The organism is Spirosoma daeguense (genome assembly GCF_054776875.1).
In genome coordinates this window covers 10,342-26,854 of record NZ_BAAHBF010000002.1, presented here as the reverse complement: position 1 = coordinate 26,854, position 16,513 = coordinate 10,342, and the positions used below count along the sequence as shown (strand labels likewise).

Annotated in this window: 10 protein-coding genes; 4 read left to right on the top strand and 6 right to left on the bottom strand. The window is 47.4% G+C overall.

All coding sequences use genetic code 11. The features are described 5' to 3' along the window. The first annotated feature begins 4 nt into the window (after positions 1 to 4). From ACYVD4_RS05015 to ACYVD4_RS05005, 3 genes are all read left to right on the top strand, one after another. Positions 5 to 1,129: an efflux RND transporter periplasmic adaptor subunit gene (locus ACYVD4_RS05015; protein ID WP_460943061.1), complete on the top strand. Its 1,125-nt coding sequence runs from the start codon at positions 5 to 7 to the stop codon at positions 1,127 to 1,129. A 123-nt stretch (positions 1,130 to 1,252) separates the two neighbouring features. After that, positions 1,253 to 4,381, top strand: a complete 3,129-nt coding sequence (locus tag ACYVD4_RS05010) for an efflux RND transporter permease subunit (protein ID WP_460943059.1) — start codon at positions 1,253 to 1,255, stop codon at positions 4,379 to 4,381. Between the two features lie 275 nt (positions 4,382 to 4,656). Next, positions 4,657 to 5,322: a DUF2461 domain-containing protein gene (locus ACYVD4_RS05005; protein WP_460943057.1), complete on the top strand. Its 666-nt coding sequence runs from the start codon at positions 4,657 to 4,659 to the stop codon at positions 5,320 to 5,322. 43 nt (positions 5,323 to 5,365) lie between these two features. Here ACYVD4_RS05005 and ACYVD4_RS05000 read toward each other — a convergent pair whose 3' ends face one another. The 4 genes from ACYVD4_RS05000 to ACYVD4_RS04985 form a co-directional block, all read right to left on the bottom strand. Beyond that, complete coding sequence (locus ACYVD4_RS05000) at positions 5,366 to 5,941, bottom strand: DinB family protein (protein WP_460943055.1); 576 nt, start codon at positions 5,939 to 5,941, stop codon at positions 5,366 to 5,368. Positions 5,942 to 5,982: 41 nt separating this feature from the next. Beyond that, positions 5,983 to 6,588 carry a nucleotidyltransferase family protein gene (locus ACYVD4_RS04995; protein ID WP_460943053.1) on the bottom strand — a complete coding sequence of 202 codons (606 nt, stop codon included), beginning with the start codon at positions 6,586 to 6,588 and terminating at the stop codon, positions 5,983 to 5,985. 99 nt (positions 6,589 to 6,687) lie between these two features. Beyond that, positions 6,688 to 7,446, bottom strand: coding sequence for a tRNA pseudouridine(38-40) synthase TruA (gene truA / locus ACYVD4_RS04990; RefSeq protein ID WP_460944728.1), 759 nt, complete (start codon positions 7,444 to 7,446; stop codon positions 6,688 to 6,690). A 273-nt stretch (positions 7,447 to 7,719) separates the two neighbouring features. Next, positions 7,720 to 8,949, bottom strand: a complete 1,230-nt coding sequence (locus ACYVD4_RS04985) for a helix-turn-helix domain-containing protein (protein WP_460943051.1) — start codon at positions 8,947 to 8,949, stop codon at positions 7,720 to 7,722. A gap of 100 nt (positions 8,950 to 9,049) precedes the next feature. Between ACYVD4_RS04985 and ACYVD4_RS04980 the strand changes: the two genes are divergently transcribed. Continuing rightward, the gene (locus ACYVD4_RS04980) at positions 9,050 to 10,480 is read left to right on the top strand and encodes an aldehyde dehydrogenase family protein (RefSeq protein ID WP_460943049.1); all 1,431 of its coding nucleotides are present in this window, start codon (positions 9,050 to 9,052) and stop codon (positions 10,478 to 10,480) included. Positions 10,481 to 10,583: 103 nt separating this feature from the next. On the opposite strand, the gene ACYVD4_RS04975 is transcribed toward ACYVD4_RS04980, so the two are convergent. Together ACYVD4_RS04975 and ACYVD4_RS04970 are read right to left on the bottom strand one after the other, a co-directional pair. Continuing rightward, positions 10,584 to 10,970: a DoxX family protein gene (locus ACYVD4_RS04975; RefSeq protein WP_460943047.1), complete on the bottom strand. Its 387-nt coding sequence runs from the start codon at positions 10,968 to 10,970 to the stop codon at positions 10,584 to 10,586. Between the two features lie 269 nt (positions 10,971 to 11,239). Beyond that, positions 11,240 to 16,339 carry a putative Ig domain-containing protein gene (locus tag ACYVD4_RS04970; protein ID WP_460943045.1) on the bottom strand — a complete coding sequence of 1,700 codons (5,100 nt, stop codon included), beginning with the start codon at positions 16,337 to 16,339 and terminating at the stop codon, positions 11,240 to 11,242. Between the last annotated feature and the right edge of the window lie 174 nt (positions 16,340 to 16,513).

Genomic DNA, 16,513 nt, shown 5'->3' with positions numbered 1-16,513 from the left:
AACAATGAAAACGCAACTATTTCCTCATACCAGTTGGCTTCTGCTCCCCGTAGCGGTTCTGCTCACTACGTTACTGACCAACTGCCAGCCCGACGCTTCGGCCAACAACACAACCGACGACACAACTAAACCCGTTGATCTGCTGGCTTCTGCCAAATTCGATACCGCGAAACTGTCGCCCATTACCAACGAAATCAATCTGACTGGAAAAGTCACCTTCAATCAGGATAAAGTAGTAAAGGTATTTCCGCTGGTTGGGGGACACATTGAAGCCGTGAAATCCGATCTTGGCGACTACGTTCAGGCAGGGCAAACGCTAGCCATTATACGCTCGGGCGAAATGGCAGACCTTGAACAACAGGCCATTGCAGCACGCGGACAATTAGCGATTGCTCAGAAAAACAATCAGGTAACGGAAGACATGGTAAAAAGTGGTCTTTCGTCGCAACGCGATCTGGTTTCGTCACGCGAGCAGTTGCAGGCGGCAAAAGGTGAAATGAATCGGATCGGCGAACGCCGGAGTATTCTGGGCGGACGTGGTTCATCGGTCTACGTAGTGAAAGCTCCGGTTAGTGGTTTTGTTGTGGAAAAAAGCGCAGCTCCCGGCATGGAACTCCGCTCCGATGATCCTGAAAATCTGTTTACAATCTCAAACCTGGATCATGTTTGGGTTATTGCCAATGTGTATGAATCAGATGTAGCAAATATCCATGAAGGCGATCTGGCACATATCACTACGTTGTCGTATCCCGACCGGGTTTTTGAAGGACGTATCGATAAGGTATTCAACGTATTAGACCCCGATAGTAAGACCGAAAAAGTACGTATTACGTTACTCAACCGCAGTGCAAATTCCGACAATATCGTACTGAAGCCCGAAATGTTTGCCAATGTCAGCGTTCAATACGCCGGTCGCGACAAGCGGGTAGCTATTCCAGCCAAAGCCGTTGTTTTTGCCGACAATCATAATTATGTGATTGTTGCCAACGCTAAAAATCAGCCCGTAGTCCGTGAGGTTGATCCATTCAAGACAATAGGCAACACCACGTATCTCAATAGTGGTATACAACCCGGCGACCGCGTAGTTACGCAAAATCAACTCCTGATTTTCAACGCACTAAATAATTAAAGAGGGTTTAAAAGAGCGAAAGAATGAAAGAGCGAAAGAGTGATTTGTAACTACAAAAGCTCCCGCCTTAACAACCTAATCTTTCGCTCTTTCACTCATTCACACTTTCGCTCATTCAGCACCATGAACAAGTTCATCAAAGGCATTCTCACCTTCTCGCTGAAGAACCGGTTCTTCATCTTTTTTCTGACTGCACTCGCTATCATCGGTGGGGTCATCAGTTATCAGAATACGCCTATCGAAGCGTTTCCCGACGTAACGAACACACGCATCACCATCATTACACAGTGGCCGGGTCGGTCGGCGGAAGAGGTGGAAAAATTCGTGACTATCCCGGTTGAAATCGGTTTAAACTCGGTTCAGAAAAAGACGGATATCCGCTCCACTACGTTGTTTGGTCTTTCGGTAGTTAACGTCATTTTCGACGATGGTGTCGACGACAGTTTTGCTCGTCAGCAAATTAACAACCTGCTTCCCGGTGTGGAATTACCCGATGGCGCAAAACCAGACGTTCAGCCACCTTACGGCCCAACTGGTGAAATTTTCCGGTACACGCTTGAGTCGCCCACACGTACCGTTCGCGAACTGAAAACAATTCAGGATTGGGTGCTCGACCGCCAGTTTAAAAGCGTACCGGGTGTGGCAGACGTAGTAAGTTTCGGTGGCGAAGCAAAAACCTACGAAATATCCGTCGATCCACGTCGGCTGGCCGATTACAACATTACACCGCTGGAATTATATCAGGCTGTTGCCAATTCAAATGTCAATGTTGGGGGCGATGTGATTGAGAAAAATGCCGAAGCCTACGTAGTGCGCGGCATTGGTTTGCTACGTAACCAGCGTGATATTGAGAACATTGTGGTTAAAAACGTGAAGGGTACGCCCATCATGGTACGTAACGTAGCACAGGTTGCCGAATCAGCTTTACCACGACTGGGTCAGGCTGGTCGCGACAAACAGAACGACGTAGTAGAAGGCGTGGTGGTGATGCGGAAGGGCGAAAATCCGATGGAAGTGATCGAGCTGGTTAAAGCGAAAATCGCTCAGCTAAACGCCACGATTCTGCCATCAGACGTAAAAATCAATACGTTCTATAATCGCGAAACGCTGGTCAATTTCGCTACGCATACGGTTACGCACAACCTGCTCGAAGGTATCATTTTCGTAACTACCATCGTGTTTCTGTTCATGGCCGACTGGCGCACAACGGTTACGGTTTCGATTGTGATTCCGCTGGCCTTGCTGTTTGCTTTTATCTGCCTGCGACTCAAAGGAATGTCGGCTAACCTGCTTTCAATGGGTGCTATCGACTTCGGAATCATTGTAGATGGCGCGGTGGTGATGGTGGAAGGAATTTTTGTAGCTCTTGATAGTAAGGCGCATAAAGAAGGAATGGAACGGTTCAACAAAGCAGCCAAACTAGGTCTGCTACGTGCGACTGGTACCGAGATGGGGAAAGCCATTTTCTTCTCCAAAGCCATCATCATTACGTGCTTGATTCCGATTTTCTCGTTCCAGAAAGTGGAAGGAAAAATGTTCTCACCCCTTGCCTGGACACTGGGTTTCGCTCTGTTAGGTGCCTTGATATTCACGCTGACGCTGGTGCCTGTATTAGCGAGTATCCTGCTGAACAAAAACGTACGTGAAAAACACAATCCGTTTGTTACGTTCATCACGAATAGAGCGATGCGTGCGTTTTCCTTCACGTTTGCGCATAAAAAAGCCAGCCTGTTGCTGACCGCTTTATTGGTTGTGGTGGGTTTATCGGGCTTCAACTTATTAGGTACCGAGTTCTTACCTGAACTTAATGAAGGTTCAATTTATGTGCGGGCCTCGATGCCGATGAGTATTTCACTTCCCGAATCCGTTCGGCTGACCACGCAGATGCGCAAAATATTTGACCAGTTCCCAGAAGTGAAAGGGGTTATTTCGCAAACGGGTCGACCAAACGACGGCACCGACCCAACTGGTTTCTACAACGTAGAGTTCCTGGTCGATATTTATCCGAAAGAAGAGTGGAAACGCCACATTACGAAGGAAGAACTGATTGCTCAGATGCAGGATAAACTCAAAGTTTTTCCGGGAATCGACTTCGGATTTTCGCAACCAATTATGGATAACGTAGCAGAAGCTGTTTCGGGCGTAAAAGGGTCTATCGCCGTTAAAATCTACGGAAATGACTTGGCTACGTTAGCAGAAAAAGCCAATGCCGTAGAAAAACAACTCGCTACCGTTCGGGGTATTGAAGATCTGGGTGTTATCAAAAACATCGGCCAGCCCGAAATGCGCGTTGAGCTAGATGAATACAAACTCGCGCTCTACGGTGTCAATAAAGCTGATGCGCAGGCTGTTATCGAAATGGCGATTGGTGGAAAAGCCGCTACGCAGATTTACGAAGGCGAACGTAAATTCGACCTGCGGATACGGTATGAACAGAATTTCCGCAAAACCGAAGCCGAAATTGCGAACCTGATGGTGCCTACCCAGAATGGTACCCAAATTCCGATCAAGGAAATTGCTAAAGTATATACCCAAACTGGTCCAGTCCTGATTTTCCGCGAAGGAAGTCAACGGTTTACGGCGGTGAAATTTTCGGTTCGGGGTCGTGATATGGGCAGTGCCATTGCCGAAGCACAGCAAAAAGTGGCGGCTGCTGTTACGTTGCCACCGGGCTACACAGCCAAATGGGCGGGCGATTTTGAAAATCAGCAACGGGCTACCAAACGCCTTGGTCAGATGGTTCCGGTGAGTCTGGTTATGATTTTCGTGATTCTGTTCGTGCTCTTCGGTAATGCTAAAGATGCTGGGCTGGTGCTTGTCAACGTACCATTTGCCATCATCGGCGGTATTGCGGCCCTGCTCGTTACGCATGTCAACTTCAGCATCTCGGCAGGTATTGGATTCATTGCCTTGTTCGGTATCTGTATCCAGAATGGTGTTATCTTGATCTCGGTGTTCAAGAAAAACCTCAAGAATCAGATACCGTTGGCGCAGGCCATTTACGAGGGTGTACTGTCGCGGGTTCGTCCGGTTGTGATGACCGCTATGATGGCCGCTATCGGTCTGATTCCAGCCGCCGTCTCGACAGGCATTGGCTCCGAAACATCGAAACCGCTGGCTATTGTCGTCATCGGCGGATTGATCACCGCTACGTTATTGACCTTGTTTATTTTCCCACTCGTTTTTTACGCCTTCTATCGCCCTGGCGCTAGAGAGCGGAAGGCAATGAAAAAAGCGTTGGCCGAAGCTTGAGGTTAATATTCTGTACCAGACAGCAGGATGCTGTTTGATACATCCACTACACAACTGATAAAGGGACTTTGTTCACAGTCGAACAAAGTCCCTTTATCAGTTGTGATTATGCCGACGGTTTTGGATACGTAATAAAGATCGCTTACTGACATACTGTTGTCATAGTTGTGGGCTTTTTTTGTGCCGGAAACCGCTTTTTGCATAGCATCCGATTCGATTTTACCTTATGATGGACGCAATCAAACCTTAACTTTACAGCATTTACTGACAAACCCATGCTCAAGTCTGATACAATCACTTTTCTCGCAAATCTCAAAAGCAATAACGACAAGCTGTGGTTTACTGAAAACCGTGACGCCTACGAAGCAGCCCGCGCCGATTTTCTTGAACTTGTTACCATAACCTTAGCCGGACTCGAACAGACTGATCCGGAAATTGGCGCATCGAATCTGAAACCGAAATCGTGTATGTTCCGTATTAACCGCGACGTTCGATTCTCGGCTAATAAATCCCCTTACAAAACCAATTTTGGCGCATGGTTCAACGCGGGTGGTAAAAACAGCCGATCAGCCGGATATTATCTGAACATTGAGCCGGGAAACGTATTTGTGGCTGGTGGTATGTATATGCCTGACACTGATGTACTGGCCACTATTCGTCAGGAAATCGATTACAATCTTCCCGCCTTTGAAGCTATTCTGGCGGAACCTACGTTTCATACCTACTTCAGTGGCTTAAGTCGGGAAACGGCTTTACAACGCCCCCCTAAAGGCTACGATGCGACGAATCCGGCGATCGAATACTTGAAGCTAAAAAGCTTTACCGTAAGCCATTCTCTACCAGATGCTACGTTAACAACGCCCACCCTGACTAAAACGGTACAGGCTGCCTTTGCTAGTCTTCAACCCTTGGTTCACTACCTGAACCGGGCGTTATCATAAACGTACTGTTGGTCTTAAGATTAGCACAACGTTGGATTACAACTTATCGAGGCTGGGCTACAAGCTCAGCCTTTACACGTAGCGCCTGTTTCATGTGGCGTTCTGTATGCGCGAGTAACATTAAAAAAGCATCACCCAAACGAATTTTCAGCCAATTACCAAACAGAGTCATTACTTTTTCCGTATTCCAGTCGAGATAAACCGCTTTGTCCAGCAACGAACGTAGCAGGGTTTGCAAATCCAGAAACTGACTCATTACGTCGGCTGGAACAAGTTCGGCGGCTGGTCGCGGACGTATCATTCCCGGTGCGGGTAGCTTGATTTTCACCTGTGGGTCAACGGCAAACAACATGGCTTTTCCGACCCAGTCGCTGCTGACAGCTTGATCGGAAGGCTGATTCTGTATCAGACCAAGCTTATCAACTTTATGCTGAATGTTACGTATGTAGAAGCGTTCGGCCAGATTCAGGTGCTGCAAACATTCAATAATGCTCCAGTGGTCAGAAGCGGGTTTCCAACGGAGTTGTTGGTCCGACAAGGGGGCAAATTCTTGTTCAACTGTCTTTAAAACAGCCGTCAGACGCGTTTGTAAATCGAGTGCAGTGTCGAGTTTTTGCATGAATAGAGACGTATCAGCTTCCCGAATTATCAGGATGTTTTTTATTGAGCCTGTAAATGTGCCTGCCTGAACAGATCAACATCGCGTTTCGTATTCAGGTCGATATTCCCTGCTTCAAACGGCACCTCTGAGCGATCATCGCGATGCCGTACAATGACCCATTGTAAGCCTTTATCGCCTTCTAACTGCAACAATTCGTTAATATATTCGCGACTAAACAGGGCGGGAACTCCAATCTGCGTATCGTAACGACAGGCTACAATACCTTTGCCCTGCTCTTTCCATACTTCGAGTATATGTTGCAACAGTCCAATCGAAACCAGCGGCTGATCGATATGCAGAACCAACACAGCGTCAATGTTTTTGTTCATCAGATACAAAGCTGCCAGCCCAGTTTTCAGCGAGCCTGCCTGCCCGGTTTGCCAGCCCGAATTATCGACCAACGTAACGGGTAATCCCGCCAGTTCAGGGGCAATCTGGTCACGATTAGCTCCCAGAACAACAACTACAGGACCTCGTTGCAAAGCCAGCGCACTTTCGGTAGTTCGGCGAACAAGCGTCTGCTCTTTATAGATTAAAAGCTGCTTGGGGTCTCCACCCATTCGCGACGAATCGCCAGCGGCTAAAATGATAGTTCCTACGTTCAAAATAAATATCTTTTTAAGGAAAGATAGCGAAAAAAACAGCGAAAGAGCGAAAGAATGAAAGAGTGCTGAAATGATTCGCGATTCTTTTCACTCTTTCGCTCATTCACCCTTTCGCTCTTTAAATACCTCTTCGGGGTAGCCAACCTGCATGAGCGACAAGCCTTCTGCCGGAGCTGCCCGACCAGCGCGTTTACGGTCGCGAGCCAGAATAATCTGGTCAAATTCGTCTATTGTCAAACGCCCCTGCCCTACTGCCAGCAACGTACCGACAATTGCCCGAACCATGCCATGCAGAAACCGATTGGCCTGAATATGGAACACTAAATCGCCATTTATGGTTTGCTCCCATTCGGCCCGGTCGATTCGGCAATTAAAGGTCTTAACGTCTGTCTTGACCTTGCTAAAGCTCTCAAAATCAGTATGATTAAATAGAGTACCAGCCGCTTTATTCATCAGGTCAATATCCAGCGGCAACGTGAATACGTAAGCTAACCCTTCCCGAAACGGGTCTTTTCTTCGGCTAATGTGATATTGGTAGTAGCGATACGTAGCAGTATAGCGAGCATGGTCATCGGCACGTACCGGAAACCAGTCATATAGGGCAATATCGCCCGGAATAAGGCTGTTAACCGAACGTAGCAAATGAGCAGGAATCGCTACGTCGGTTTCAAAATGGGCGAATTGTTCGCCCGCATGAACGCCCGCATCCGTTCGTCCGCTACCAACTATTGAGATTGGTTCGCGTAAAACCGTAGTCAACGCTTTTTCCAGCACTTCCTGAACGCTTAGTCCGTTAGGCTGACGTTGCCATCCATGATAATTTGTTCCCCGATAGGCTAGTTGAAGAAAATAACGCATCATGCTACAAAAGTACGAACGAGTAGCAACCTGCGTTTACGTACCCCACAATCAAAACTGTTGTGTATAAAAAAAGCTTTGATCCATAAGGCAACAGCCTCGGCAGATCAAAGCCCGGTTAAAAAAGAGGAACGGACAAAAAGTTACATCCACTAAAGCGAAGTATAAAAGGGCCTTCGCTTTAGTGGATGTACGTAAGACAAGCCAATACAGATTTATGTATTTACATCTTTTTTCTAAAACCAGAAATAAAAAACTGAAAATCAGAGTAACTTATAGCCGATCTGCTTCAAATTTTAGCTCTTCAATCAGTTGACGTAACCGATCAGTACTAGGCGGCAATGGAGGCATTTCCTGACTCACAAACGCACTGACTTCCCATACTTCCAAAACATCTTTCAGGGGCACCTCCCGATTGCCAATGTCAGCCCGGTCGGCAGTTAATAGAAGTACTCCCCTAATTTTCACCTGATTATAAACCCGCCGACAACAAATCATGGCTCCTCCCGGCTGATTGAGCATCAGCACATACATTTTTCCGTCGATAATGTCGAACCAGTTCCGAATAAACTTACCGACAAGCAACGCCCCCGGAAAGGAAAAATCATCACCAGCTTCAAATGCCCTGTAATGTCCTTCCGGTAAATTGGGCAAATGCATGGCCGGAAGCTGATACAGAAAATCAGCCTGCTGATAGTGTTGCCGATACGTAGCAAAATGGGCCTGCATCACAATGGGTATACTTGGCCCTAGCGTTGAGTTAACTGGTGCAGATGGTGTCGATACACCAGGCTCCTGATACACATTATTGAACGTCAGCACATTGTTCGGCCTCGACGGGTTCGGGGTAGCCGGTCCGCCACCTGCCCAACGGTCGGCCGGTGGAGAAAACAATGTTTCGGGATCTGGCTTATCCTGCCGATGCCAGTCCGCTGGTTTTACAGTATTGGGCGGCACCGACGTAGTAGCAACCGGACGATCTTGCACCGGACGTACTGGCGACGTAATAACTGGCGGTGTAGGCGTAGGATGATCATTTCCCCGTCGAACTTCATCCTGCGGTCGGTAGTATTTATTCAGTACCGATGATAGTGGCTGTGGTTCAGGAGTTGATTGAGATGGCTGGGCAAAAATATCCGGGAAATCTGGGTGCTGAAACGGGTCATCGTCGGAAGTAAATTTACCATCTGACCGAATCGCCGGTCCTGATTCTATTACATGACGATCGTGACGGGTTGGATACGTATCAGCCGTTTTTTGCCCGAGTGGAATACTAAGGCTCGGCGTTTCGCGAAGTTTACGAAGATCCTGTCGGGTCAGCAGTTCAACGGTAGTATTAAATGCTTTGGCAATAGCCTGCATATTCTGCTGATTCGGGTTGGCCCTCCCCTCCTCATAAGCTCCTAATAACGAACGCTTTATATTTATTTTTCGAGAAAATTGCTCCTGCGTTAACCCATTTAGCTTACGCAGGTAGCGGATGTTGTCACTAACGAGCGTCATCCGGATTGGGGTTACTAAAGTTTCAGCTAAGATAAACGATTCACGGATTAAATCCACAAATGCCGCTTTTTTGTATTTTTAGCATAAACTTTTGCCTTCCATGACCTCACTTCAGCCACAAACAAGCCTACGTAGTGAATTACAGGCCATTTTCGATAACCAACATCGCCAAGCTCCTGAGTTTGCCCTTACTACGTCGGCCCAACGTATTGACCGAATTCGTCGGATTCAGACATGGATTACTACGCACGAAACCGACATTCAGCAGGCTATGTATTCTGATTTTAAAAAGCCGATAGCCGAGGTCATGATTGGTGAGCTTATTCCGCTGCACACCGAAATTAAACACACTATTCATCGACTAAACCAATGGATGAAACCTCAGCGCGTACCAACCTCATTACCCCTGATTGGCACACGTAGTTATATTCATTACGAACCTAAAGGAAACGTACTGATTATTGCCCCCTGGAATTATCCGTTTACCCTTTTGGTACGTCCTTTGGTAATGGCTATTGCGGCCGGTAACGTAGCAATACTGAAACCTTCTGAGCTAACACCGCATACGTCGAGCCTGATTAAACAGATGATGAATGAGTTATTTTCGGCCAACGAAGTTGCTGTTGTTGAAGGAGATGCTGTCGTATCAGAGGCATTGCTGGAATTACCGTTTGACCATATTTATTTTACCGGCAGTCCGGCTGTTGGACGTATCGTGATGGGGGCGGCAGCCAAAAATCTGGCTTCTGTTACGTTGGAATTAGGCGGCAAATCGCCCGTTATTGTCGATGAATCGGCCAATGTGAATCAAGCTGCCGAACAAATTGCGTGGGGCAAATACTTTAATAATGGGCAAACCTGCATTTCACCCGATTACGTACTTGTTCAGGATTCGCTAAAAGAGTCGCTTATTAAGACCCTACAGGAACGAATAAAAGTAATGTATAGTCCTGATGGGCAATCAATTGAAGTCTCCGACAGTTATGCACGTATCGTCAATAAGCGACACTTCGAACGGCTTCGAAGTCTGTTAGATGATGCTACTTCAAAGGGGGCCGTCGTTACGTTCGGAGGTAAGGTAAATCCAGAGCAGAATTTCTTTGAACCCACTATTTTAGAAGGTGTTACGTCTGATATGCGCGTAATGCAGGAGGAAATTTTTGGCCCCATCCTACCTGTATTGACTTATGTTACAATCGCCGATGCACTACGTATCATCAACAAAGGCGATAAACCGCTGGCGCTTTATATACATTCCCGGAATTCAAAAATAACCCAACATATTCTGGAGCGTACTTCAGCAGGCAATTCGGTGGTGAACGATTTGTTGACACATTACGGAAACATGGAAATTCCATTCGGGGGCGTAAACAACAGTGGTATCGGCAAATCGAACGGTTTTTTCGGATTTCAGGAATTCTCGAACCAGCGCGGGGTGATGCACCGGGATTTCGGCACTATCAAATTCCTTTATCCGCCCTACACCGATAAGGTAAAAAAGCTGGTCAATTTTTTTGTAAAGTATTTATGAATGTAAGCCGGGGTACTTCGCCCGAATGAAAACGTAGCGAAATACCCCGACTTACAGTAGGGTGAAGGCTCAATACCTAAACCTGTGTTTGTTTCTCTATTTTTTATTTGCTGGTGCTTTTCAACGCCCAAAGAATTAGTACAGGCTGAAAAAATAGTCGGACAAAACGCTTCAGATCAGTATCCAGTCCAAAGGCGCTTCGTTTATTAATGAACTGAGCAATATTTCCCGGAAAGATTGCGGTAAAAAAAGCGGCTGCAACTTTTCCAACAACATCCCGGTGTTTTGTATCAGTAAAGACTAAACTACTGCCCAAGGCAATTTCGGCAATACCAGAATACACAACTGTATCGTCTTTTTTGAGGGGAATGCTGTCTGGAACCTGCGCTCTGAAGTCTTTACGCGCAAACGTAAGATGGCTTATTCCAGCCAGAATTAACGAGCCTCCAAGAATAACTCTCGCTATATTTTTTGCATTATTCTCATCCATAGCTTTGTCGTTTTTGTAGTTCCTTTAGTGGTTCGACAACTTATTGAGCATACATGTTTTTATTAACCAGTTATGACCTTGAGAGTTATATAAATCAAGCAAAAATGAGTGTATGCACCCTCTTACATCAATAAACTAGTTATAGGTTTATGGCACTTTTATAAGCTGATAAACAGCCAAATAAGAGAAAACACAGGAAGTTGCTAAGGCGATAGGCGAACAAAGCCAGTGAGTAGCATTATTCGCCTGTTTCTCCTACGGTTATGAGGCTAATTCCCTCCCAGTCTTAACCGACTATCAGTACCAAATAACAACCGCCCTGTGGTTGTATAGATCACCCGTAAGGCCTGCGCCTGATAGATAGGCGGCAAGCTCACCCCATGATTGAGCGTTACTGTATCGGTTATCAATGGAATACGACCGCAGGACCATACACTGGCATCATTCCAGTCTCCTGCCTTTAGGGTAAACATACTCTCACAGCCACCGGGGTTCACAACACTGAGGGGTAGAATCGTGGCTACAGTGCCTCCTGCCAGATCGGTAGCAATCACTGTCACACTGTAGAAGGCACTAGCCAAAGCCGAAGCCATTCCCGTTATAGTAGCCGGAACCACCAAACTTAGGCCCGCTGGCAAACCAACTACCGACAGGCTAAGGCTATTAGGCGTTTCTGCATCAGTGAACGTATTCGCGGGAATGGTGTAACTAAACGCCTGTCCAATGGTGGCCGACTGTGGAGGAATAGGATTTTCTACCCTAGGATTGCCATTGCTGCAAAATGACAGCCAGTTGTAAGCGAAGGTAGCCTCATTTGACGTACCCTGTTGACGAGCCCGGAAAACAATATCTGGATTGTCGGTGTAAACCGTAAGCTGATAAGGGCCATTAACAGTAGTGGCCGTCAGTTCATTAACCACTGATACACTAATCGGTTGACCATTGGTAGCGTCGTAGCTAACCATAAAGTTTATCCGTCGTTCGTAGTAACCCGTAAGATTACAGTCTAGCATGGTAACTCCGGTGATGGCAAAGTTGCGAGGGAGCACCGTCAGGTTAAAACCAGTAGTGACGGATAAGTCGCCCGGATCAGTGGCCAGTACTGTCACACTAAAAGGCGTACCTACTGTAGTGGATAGGGTGCCCGTAATCACATTCGGTGATACGAAACTCAACCCCATCGGTAAGCCCACAACAGAAATTGTGAGACTGTTGGGTGTCTCGACATCGATGAACGTAGTGGCCGGAATCGTATAACTAAAGGTCTGGCCCACCGTGGCGGTCTGGCTGGACAGAGCATTGGCTACCGTCGGTGCACAGTTTTGATACGTAACACTGATCGATGACGTAGCAGAACATCCATTAGCACTAGTCAACGTAACAGAGTAGACTCCAGCAACACTCACCGAGATGCTGGACGTAGTGGCACCTGTACTCCAACGAAGCGCCCCCGATCCCAACGCCGTCAGACTCACCTGAGGAGTGGCACAGGTTAACGTAGCACCGGTTGGTGTTCCGATGGAGGGATTTATACTGATGGTGGGAGGAGTATTATCCTGAAATACCTGTATCGACGTAGTGGCCGTACACCCGTTGGCACCGGTCAACGTAACAGAATATATGCTTGCCGACGTAGCACTAATTGTGGACGTAGTGGCACCAGTACTCCAGCGATACGTACCACTTCCCCCTGCCGATAAGCTCACAACGGGCGTAGCACAGGTCAATGTAGTGCCGGTCGGCGTTCCGATGGCTGGATTGATACTCACCGCAGGGGCCGTCTGGTCCCCACTTACCACCACACTAGCCGAAGTGGAACAGCCATTTTCACCTGTCAATGTAACAGAATACGTAGCAGCCGAGGTAGTACTAATGATTTGTGACGTAGCACCCGTGTTCCACCGATACGTACCAACTCCCACCGCAGTCAAACTTACCGTTTGATTCGTGCAAGTCAACGTAGCATTTGAGGGATTGATACTCAACGCAGGTGCGTTCGTTGAACTGCTGACAGTCGTGCTGGCTACAGTTTTACAACCAGTAGCGTTTGCCACGATAACCGAATACGTTTCACCACTACTCACCACCAACGTATTACTGACACCCGGTGTACCTATTACCGTACCGCTGCTATTGGTGAACGTGTAGCTGGTGCCACCCGACGCTGTCAGGGTTACGCTGGGATTGGCACAGGTCAACGTAGCACTCGAAGGCAGAAGCGTTGCGGCTGGAATCGTATTTACCGTCAAACTAAAGGCCGTGCTGGTTACGCTGTTGCAGAAACCCGTTACCACTGCAGAATAACTACCTGCCTCACTTGTTTGCACATTGGTGAGCGAGAGCGTAGCCGAGGTTTGTCCATTAACCACCGAGCCGTCTTTATACCATTGATAGGTAAATGACCCAGTACCCGAAACGCTTACACTAGCCGTTACGATACCGCCCACGCAAACCGCAGATCCCGCTACAGGCTGAGCCGTAAAACCCGTTTGTACATTAGGTACGCCCTGAAACTCATAGCCCCCCATATCAATGATGCCACTCTGGTAAAAACGACCATTTCCCGCCAGATCAGTCGTGATGCCACTGAGTCCACTGGCCGAGTTGGTACCCTTATTGATGGCAAGGGCACAGGCGTTGAGCCGCAAGTCAGTAGCAGAAACGAAGGGAAAAGCGGTGCTGGTTAGGTTAGAGGGGTGGCTGGTATAGCTAGTATTGGTATCGAATAAGCTGTTACGCGCGCTGATAGTGGAGTTATCAATATTCACAAACGTGTTATTGGCTCCATTACCAAACACTACGCAGTTGACCAGGTCGGAACTACCGCTGACTTCGTTATAAATGACCCCGCCATTGACAGCCGTATTGCTCAGGAAGCTACAGTTGGTCAGGGTAGGGTTGCTACTTTCTCTATTGTAGAAGGCCCCGCCATTGAAAGCCGTATTGCTCAAGAAAGTGCAGTTGGTAATGCGGGAGTTGCTATTGGTATTGTTAATAATAGCTCCCCCATATTGAGTGGCGCTATTGCTCAGAAAACTGCAATTAACCAGATTGATACTGCTATTGTTGTTGTAGATGGCCCCGCCTATACGAGCATTATTACCTTGAAATCTACAGTTGGTGATACTGACATTGCGGTTTACGTTGAGGATGGCCCCACCTGCGCCATTAGTAGTGGTATTATTCAGGAAACTACAATTGTTCAGAGTAGGACTGCTGCTGTCGTTGAAGATGGCTCCACCATCTGTAAGCCCCGTATTGTTCAGGAAACTACAATTGGTCAGGTTGGTATTGCTGTTGGTTAAGTTATAGATGGCTCCGCCTAGTCGAGTTGCGTAATTACTCAAAAAGCTACAGTTAGTCAGAGTAGGACTGCTGGATTCGTTGAAAATTCCCCCACCGCAGTCATTGGGATAGCTACTGATCGCATTGCCCCCAGTAATCACAAAGCCATCCAGTCTGGCAGTGTTATTGAGGTTATTGTTGCGGATAACATTGTAACTGTTGTTGGTCAGTATGCCGTCGTTATCGATGTCACCTGAAAGCGTCGTGCTGCTGGGCGTGGTGAGTACACGGGCCGAAAGAGTTAGTTCTCCTCCTGCAAAGCCGCCGTAAATGGATACGCCATTTACCATCGAAAAGCTGATGGCACGGTCACTACCGGTTGTAGGTTTATACGTACCAGACGCTACCCAAATTTGAGCCCCACATCCAGCCGCCGAGTTAATAGCCGTTTGCAGAGCTGTTCCCGAAAAAGCATTCGTCCAGCTAGTACCGTTCTGAAGGCCCGTCCCATTCTGGGTGACGTATACCACGGATGTAGAACAGGGTTGGATAACAGTCAGTGTGTAATCCTCAGTTTCTCCATAGGCATACGTTCCGCATGGATCGTTGGGAACAATATAATAAAGACCAATAACACGCATAGCAACCTTGGTGGCTGTGGTGCTGAGCGGAATGGTTATACTACCCGAGAACGTACTCGCCGTGTTGCTCTCCGGCATTGAATAAACCAGTTCGTTCGTTTCAAAAGACCCGCTGTTATTCAGATCAACCCAAATAGCGCCCCCCATGCTATTGGCAGTACTTTTATTGACGGTAATGGTTGCCGATTGTCCGGCTAATACGGTACCGCTGACACCCGTAAACGATGTATAATGACCACTGCTGGCTGGCGAACAACCCGACTCCTGACTTAGATATGTTCCATTAACGGTCACACCCGTTATATTAATATCATAAGGACATCCATCGTCTTGCATATAGGGCAGGCAGTTTGTTGTTGCCACGGTAGCTGTGGAGCTGATGCTGCCGTCAGTTGTATTGGAGCCTTTAACCCGATAGTAATATTGGGTATTCGGAGAAAAAGATCGGTCTGTAAATGTCGTTGTATTCGGCCCCACACCACCTACCGGAAGAAAGCCCGTTGTGGGACTAGTAGACCGCTCAATAAAGTAGCCCATTTCATTACTGGAATTGTCCTGCCAGCTAATGACTATAGCACCTGTAACCATTGCAGCCGCTACGTTCGATGGGGCTGCCATACTTGTAGCGGGCGCATCAAGCGTATAGGCGGTGTGTGTTTGGCGAAGGGCCAACCCTGCCTGAATACGTTCGTATTGCCCAGGTGTGAAATCATGTGTGCAAGGGAAATAATACGACATGATATTAGTGGGCGAGGGCTGATACGTATTGCCCTGACTATCCACAAACGAACACGTATAGGTAGATGGACATCCAGAGACACAGGTAAAGCTTGCCTCTGGGAATTGGCCGTATGGGTCGGCAGGCGTATCGCAGACCATATCACCTGCTGTGCTACAGTTAGCCCCGGCACCACGTGTTACCAGTTCTGCCCCATAATAAGTCTCCTGAGTGTGTATAAGATTAAACGTATGTCCTAACTCATGGGGTACCAGTCGATTGCCTCTGTCTTCGTCAGTCGTAACCTTAATAATAGTACGGGTCGAAGCCACCGTATTTTCCGGAAATTCGGCATAGCCACCTAAACCAGGTATGTCGAACTCATGGACATAATACTGATTCAAGGCATTATTTACATCATGTGGGGCTATCGTAGCGTCATCCGTATCTTTCCGATACTGATTATACAACGTAGTATTATCTATATAATCAGGGGTAGTTCCTGCGAAATAAAATTGGATACCACTTCCATTATAAAGGTAATATTTGTTCGTGAGGGCTAATACGTTGTTAAGACTGGCCATCGTATAGCCTCCTGTGCCATCATTTCGGCGAATTATGTGTGGTCTGATAGGGACATACGTAATGGAGGCCGCTCCCGCCATTTTCTCTCTAAACGCTCTGGACATAGCAGCTTCAAGGATTTTCCGACCAGCAGGTGACACGTTTTCTGTGCCGCATTGAAGTGTATGCTGATGGCCCGGCTGAGCGCTTATCGTTCTGGGTACAACAAGCCCAAAACAAATTATCAGGCACAGCACTAAACTAGCTGAATAGCTGGAACGTGTTGGATAAACAAAGGGCATAAAGAGTTTAGACAACAAACCTCTTAGCCCGAT

Coding starts and splice junctions, on each gene's coding strand:
- ACYVD4_RS05015 (WP_460943061.1), top strand. CDS start 5: ATGAAAACGCAACTATTTCCTCATACCAGTTGGCTTCTGCTCCCCGTA.
- ACYVD4_RS05010 (WP_460943059.1), top strand. CDS start 1,253: ATGAACAAGTTCATCAAAGGCATTCTCACCTTCTCGCTGAAGAACCGG.
- ACYVD4_RS05005 (WP_460943057.1), top strand. CDS start 4,657: ATGCTCAAGTCTGATACAATCACTTTTCTCGCAAATCTCAAAAGCAAT.
- ACYVD4_RS05000 (WP_460943055.1), bottom strand. CDS start 5,941: ATGCAAAAACTCGACACTGCACTCGATTTACAAACGCGTCTGACGGCT.
- truA (WP_460944728.1), bottom strand. CDS start 7,446: ATGCGTTATTTTCTTCAACTAGCCTATCGGGGAACAAATTATCATGGA.
- ACYVD4_RS04985 (WP_460943051.1), bottom strand. CDS start 8,949: ATGACGCTCGTTAGTGACAACATCCGCTACCTGCGTAAGCTAAATGGG.
- ACYVD4_RS04980 (WP_460943049.1), top strand. CDS start 9,050: ATGACCTCACTTCAGCCACAAACAAGCCTACGTAGTGAATTACAGGCC.
- ACYVD4_RS04975 (WP_460943047.1), bottom strand. CDS start 10,970: ATGGATGAGAATAATGCAAAAAATATAGCGAGAGTTATTCTTGGAGGC.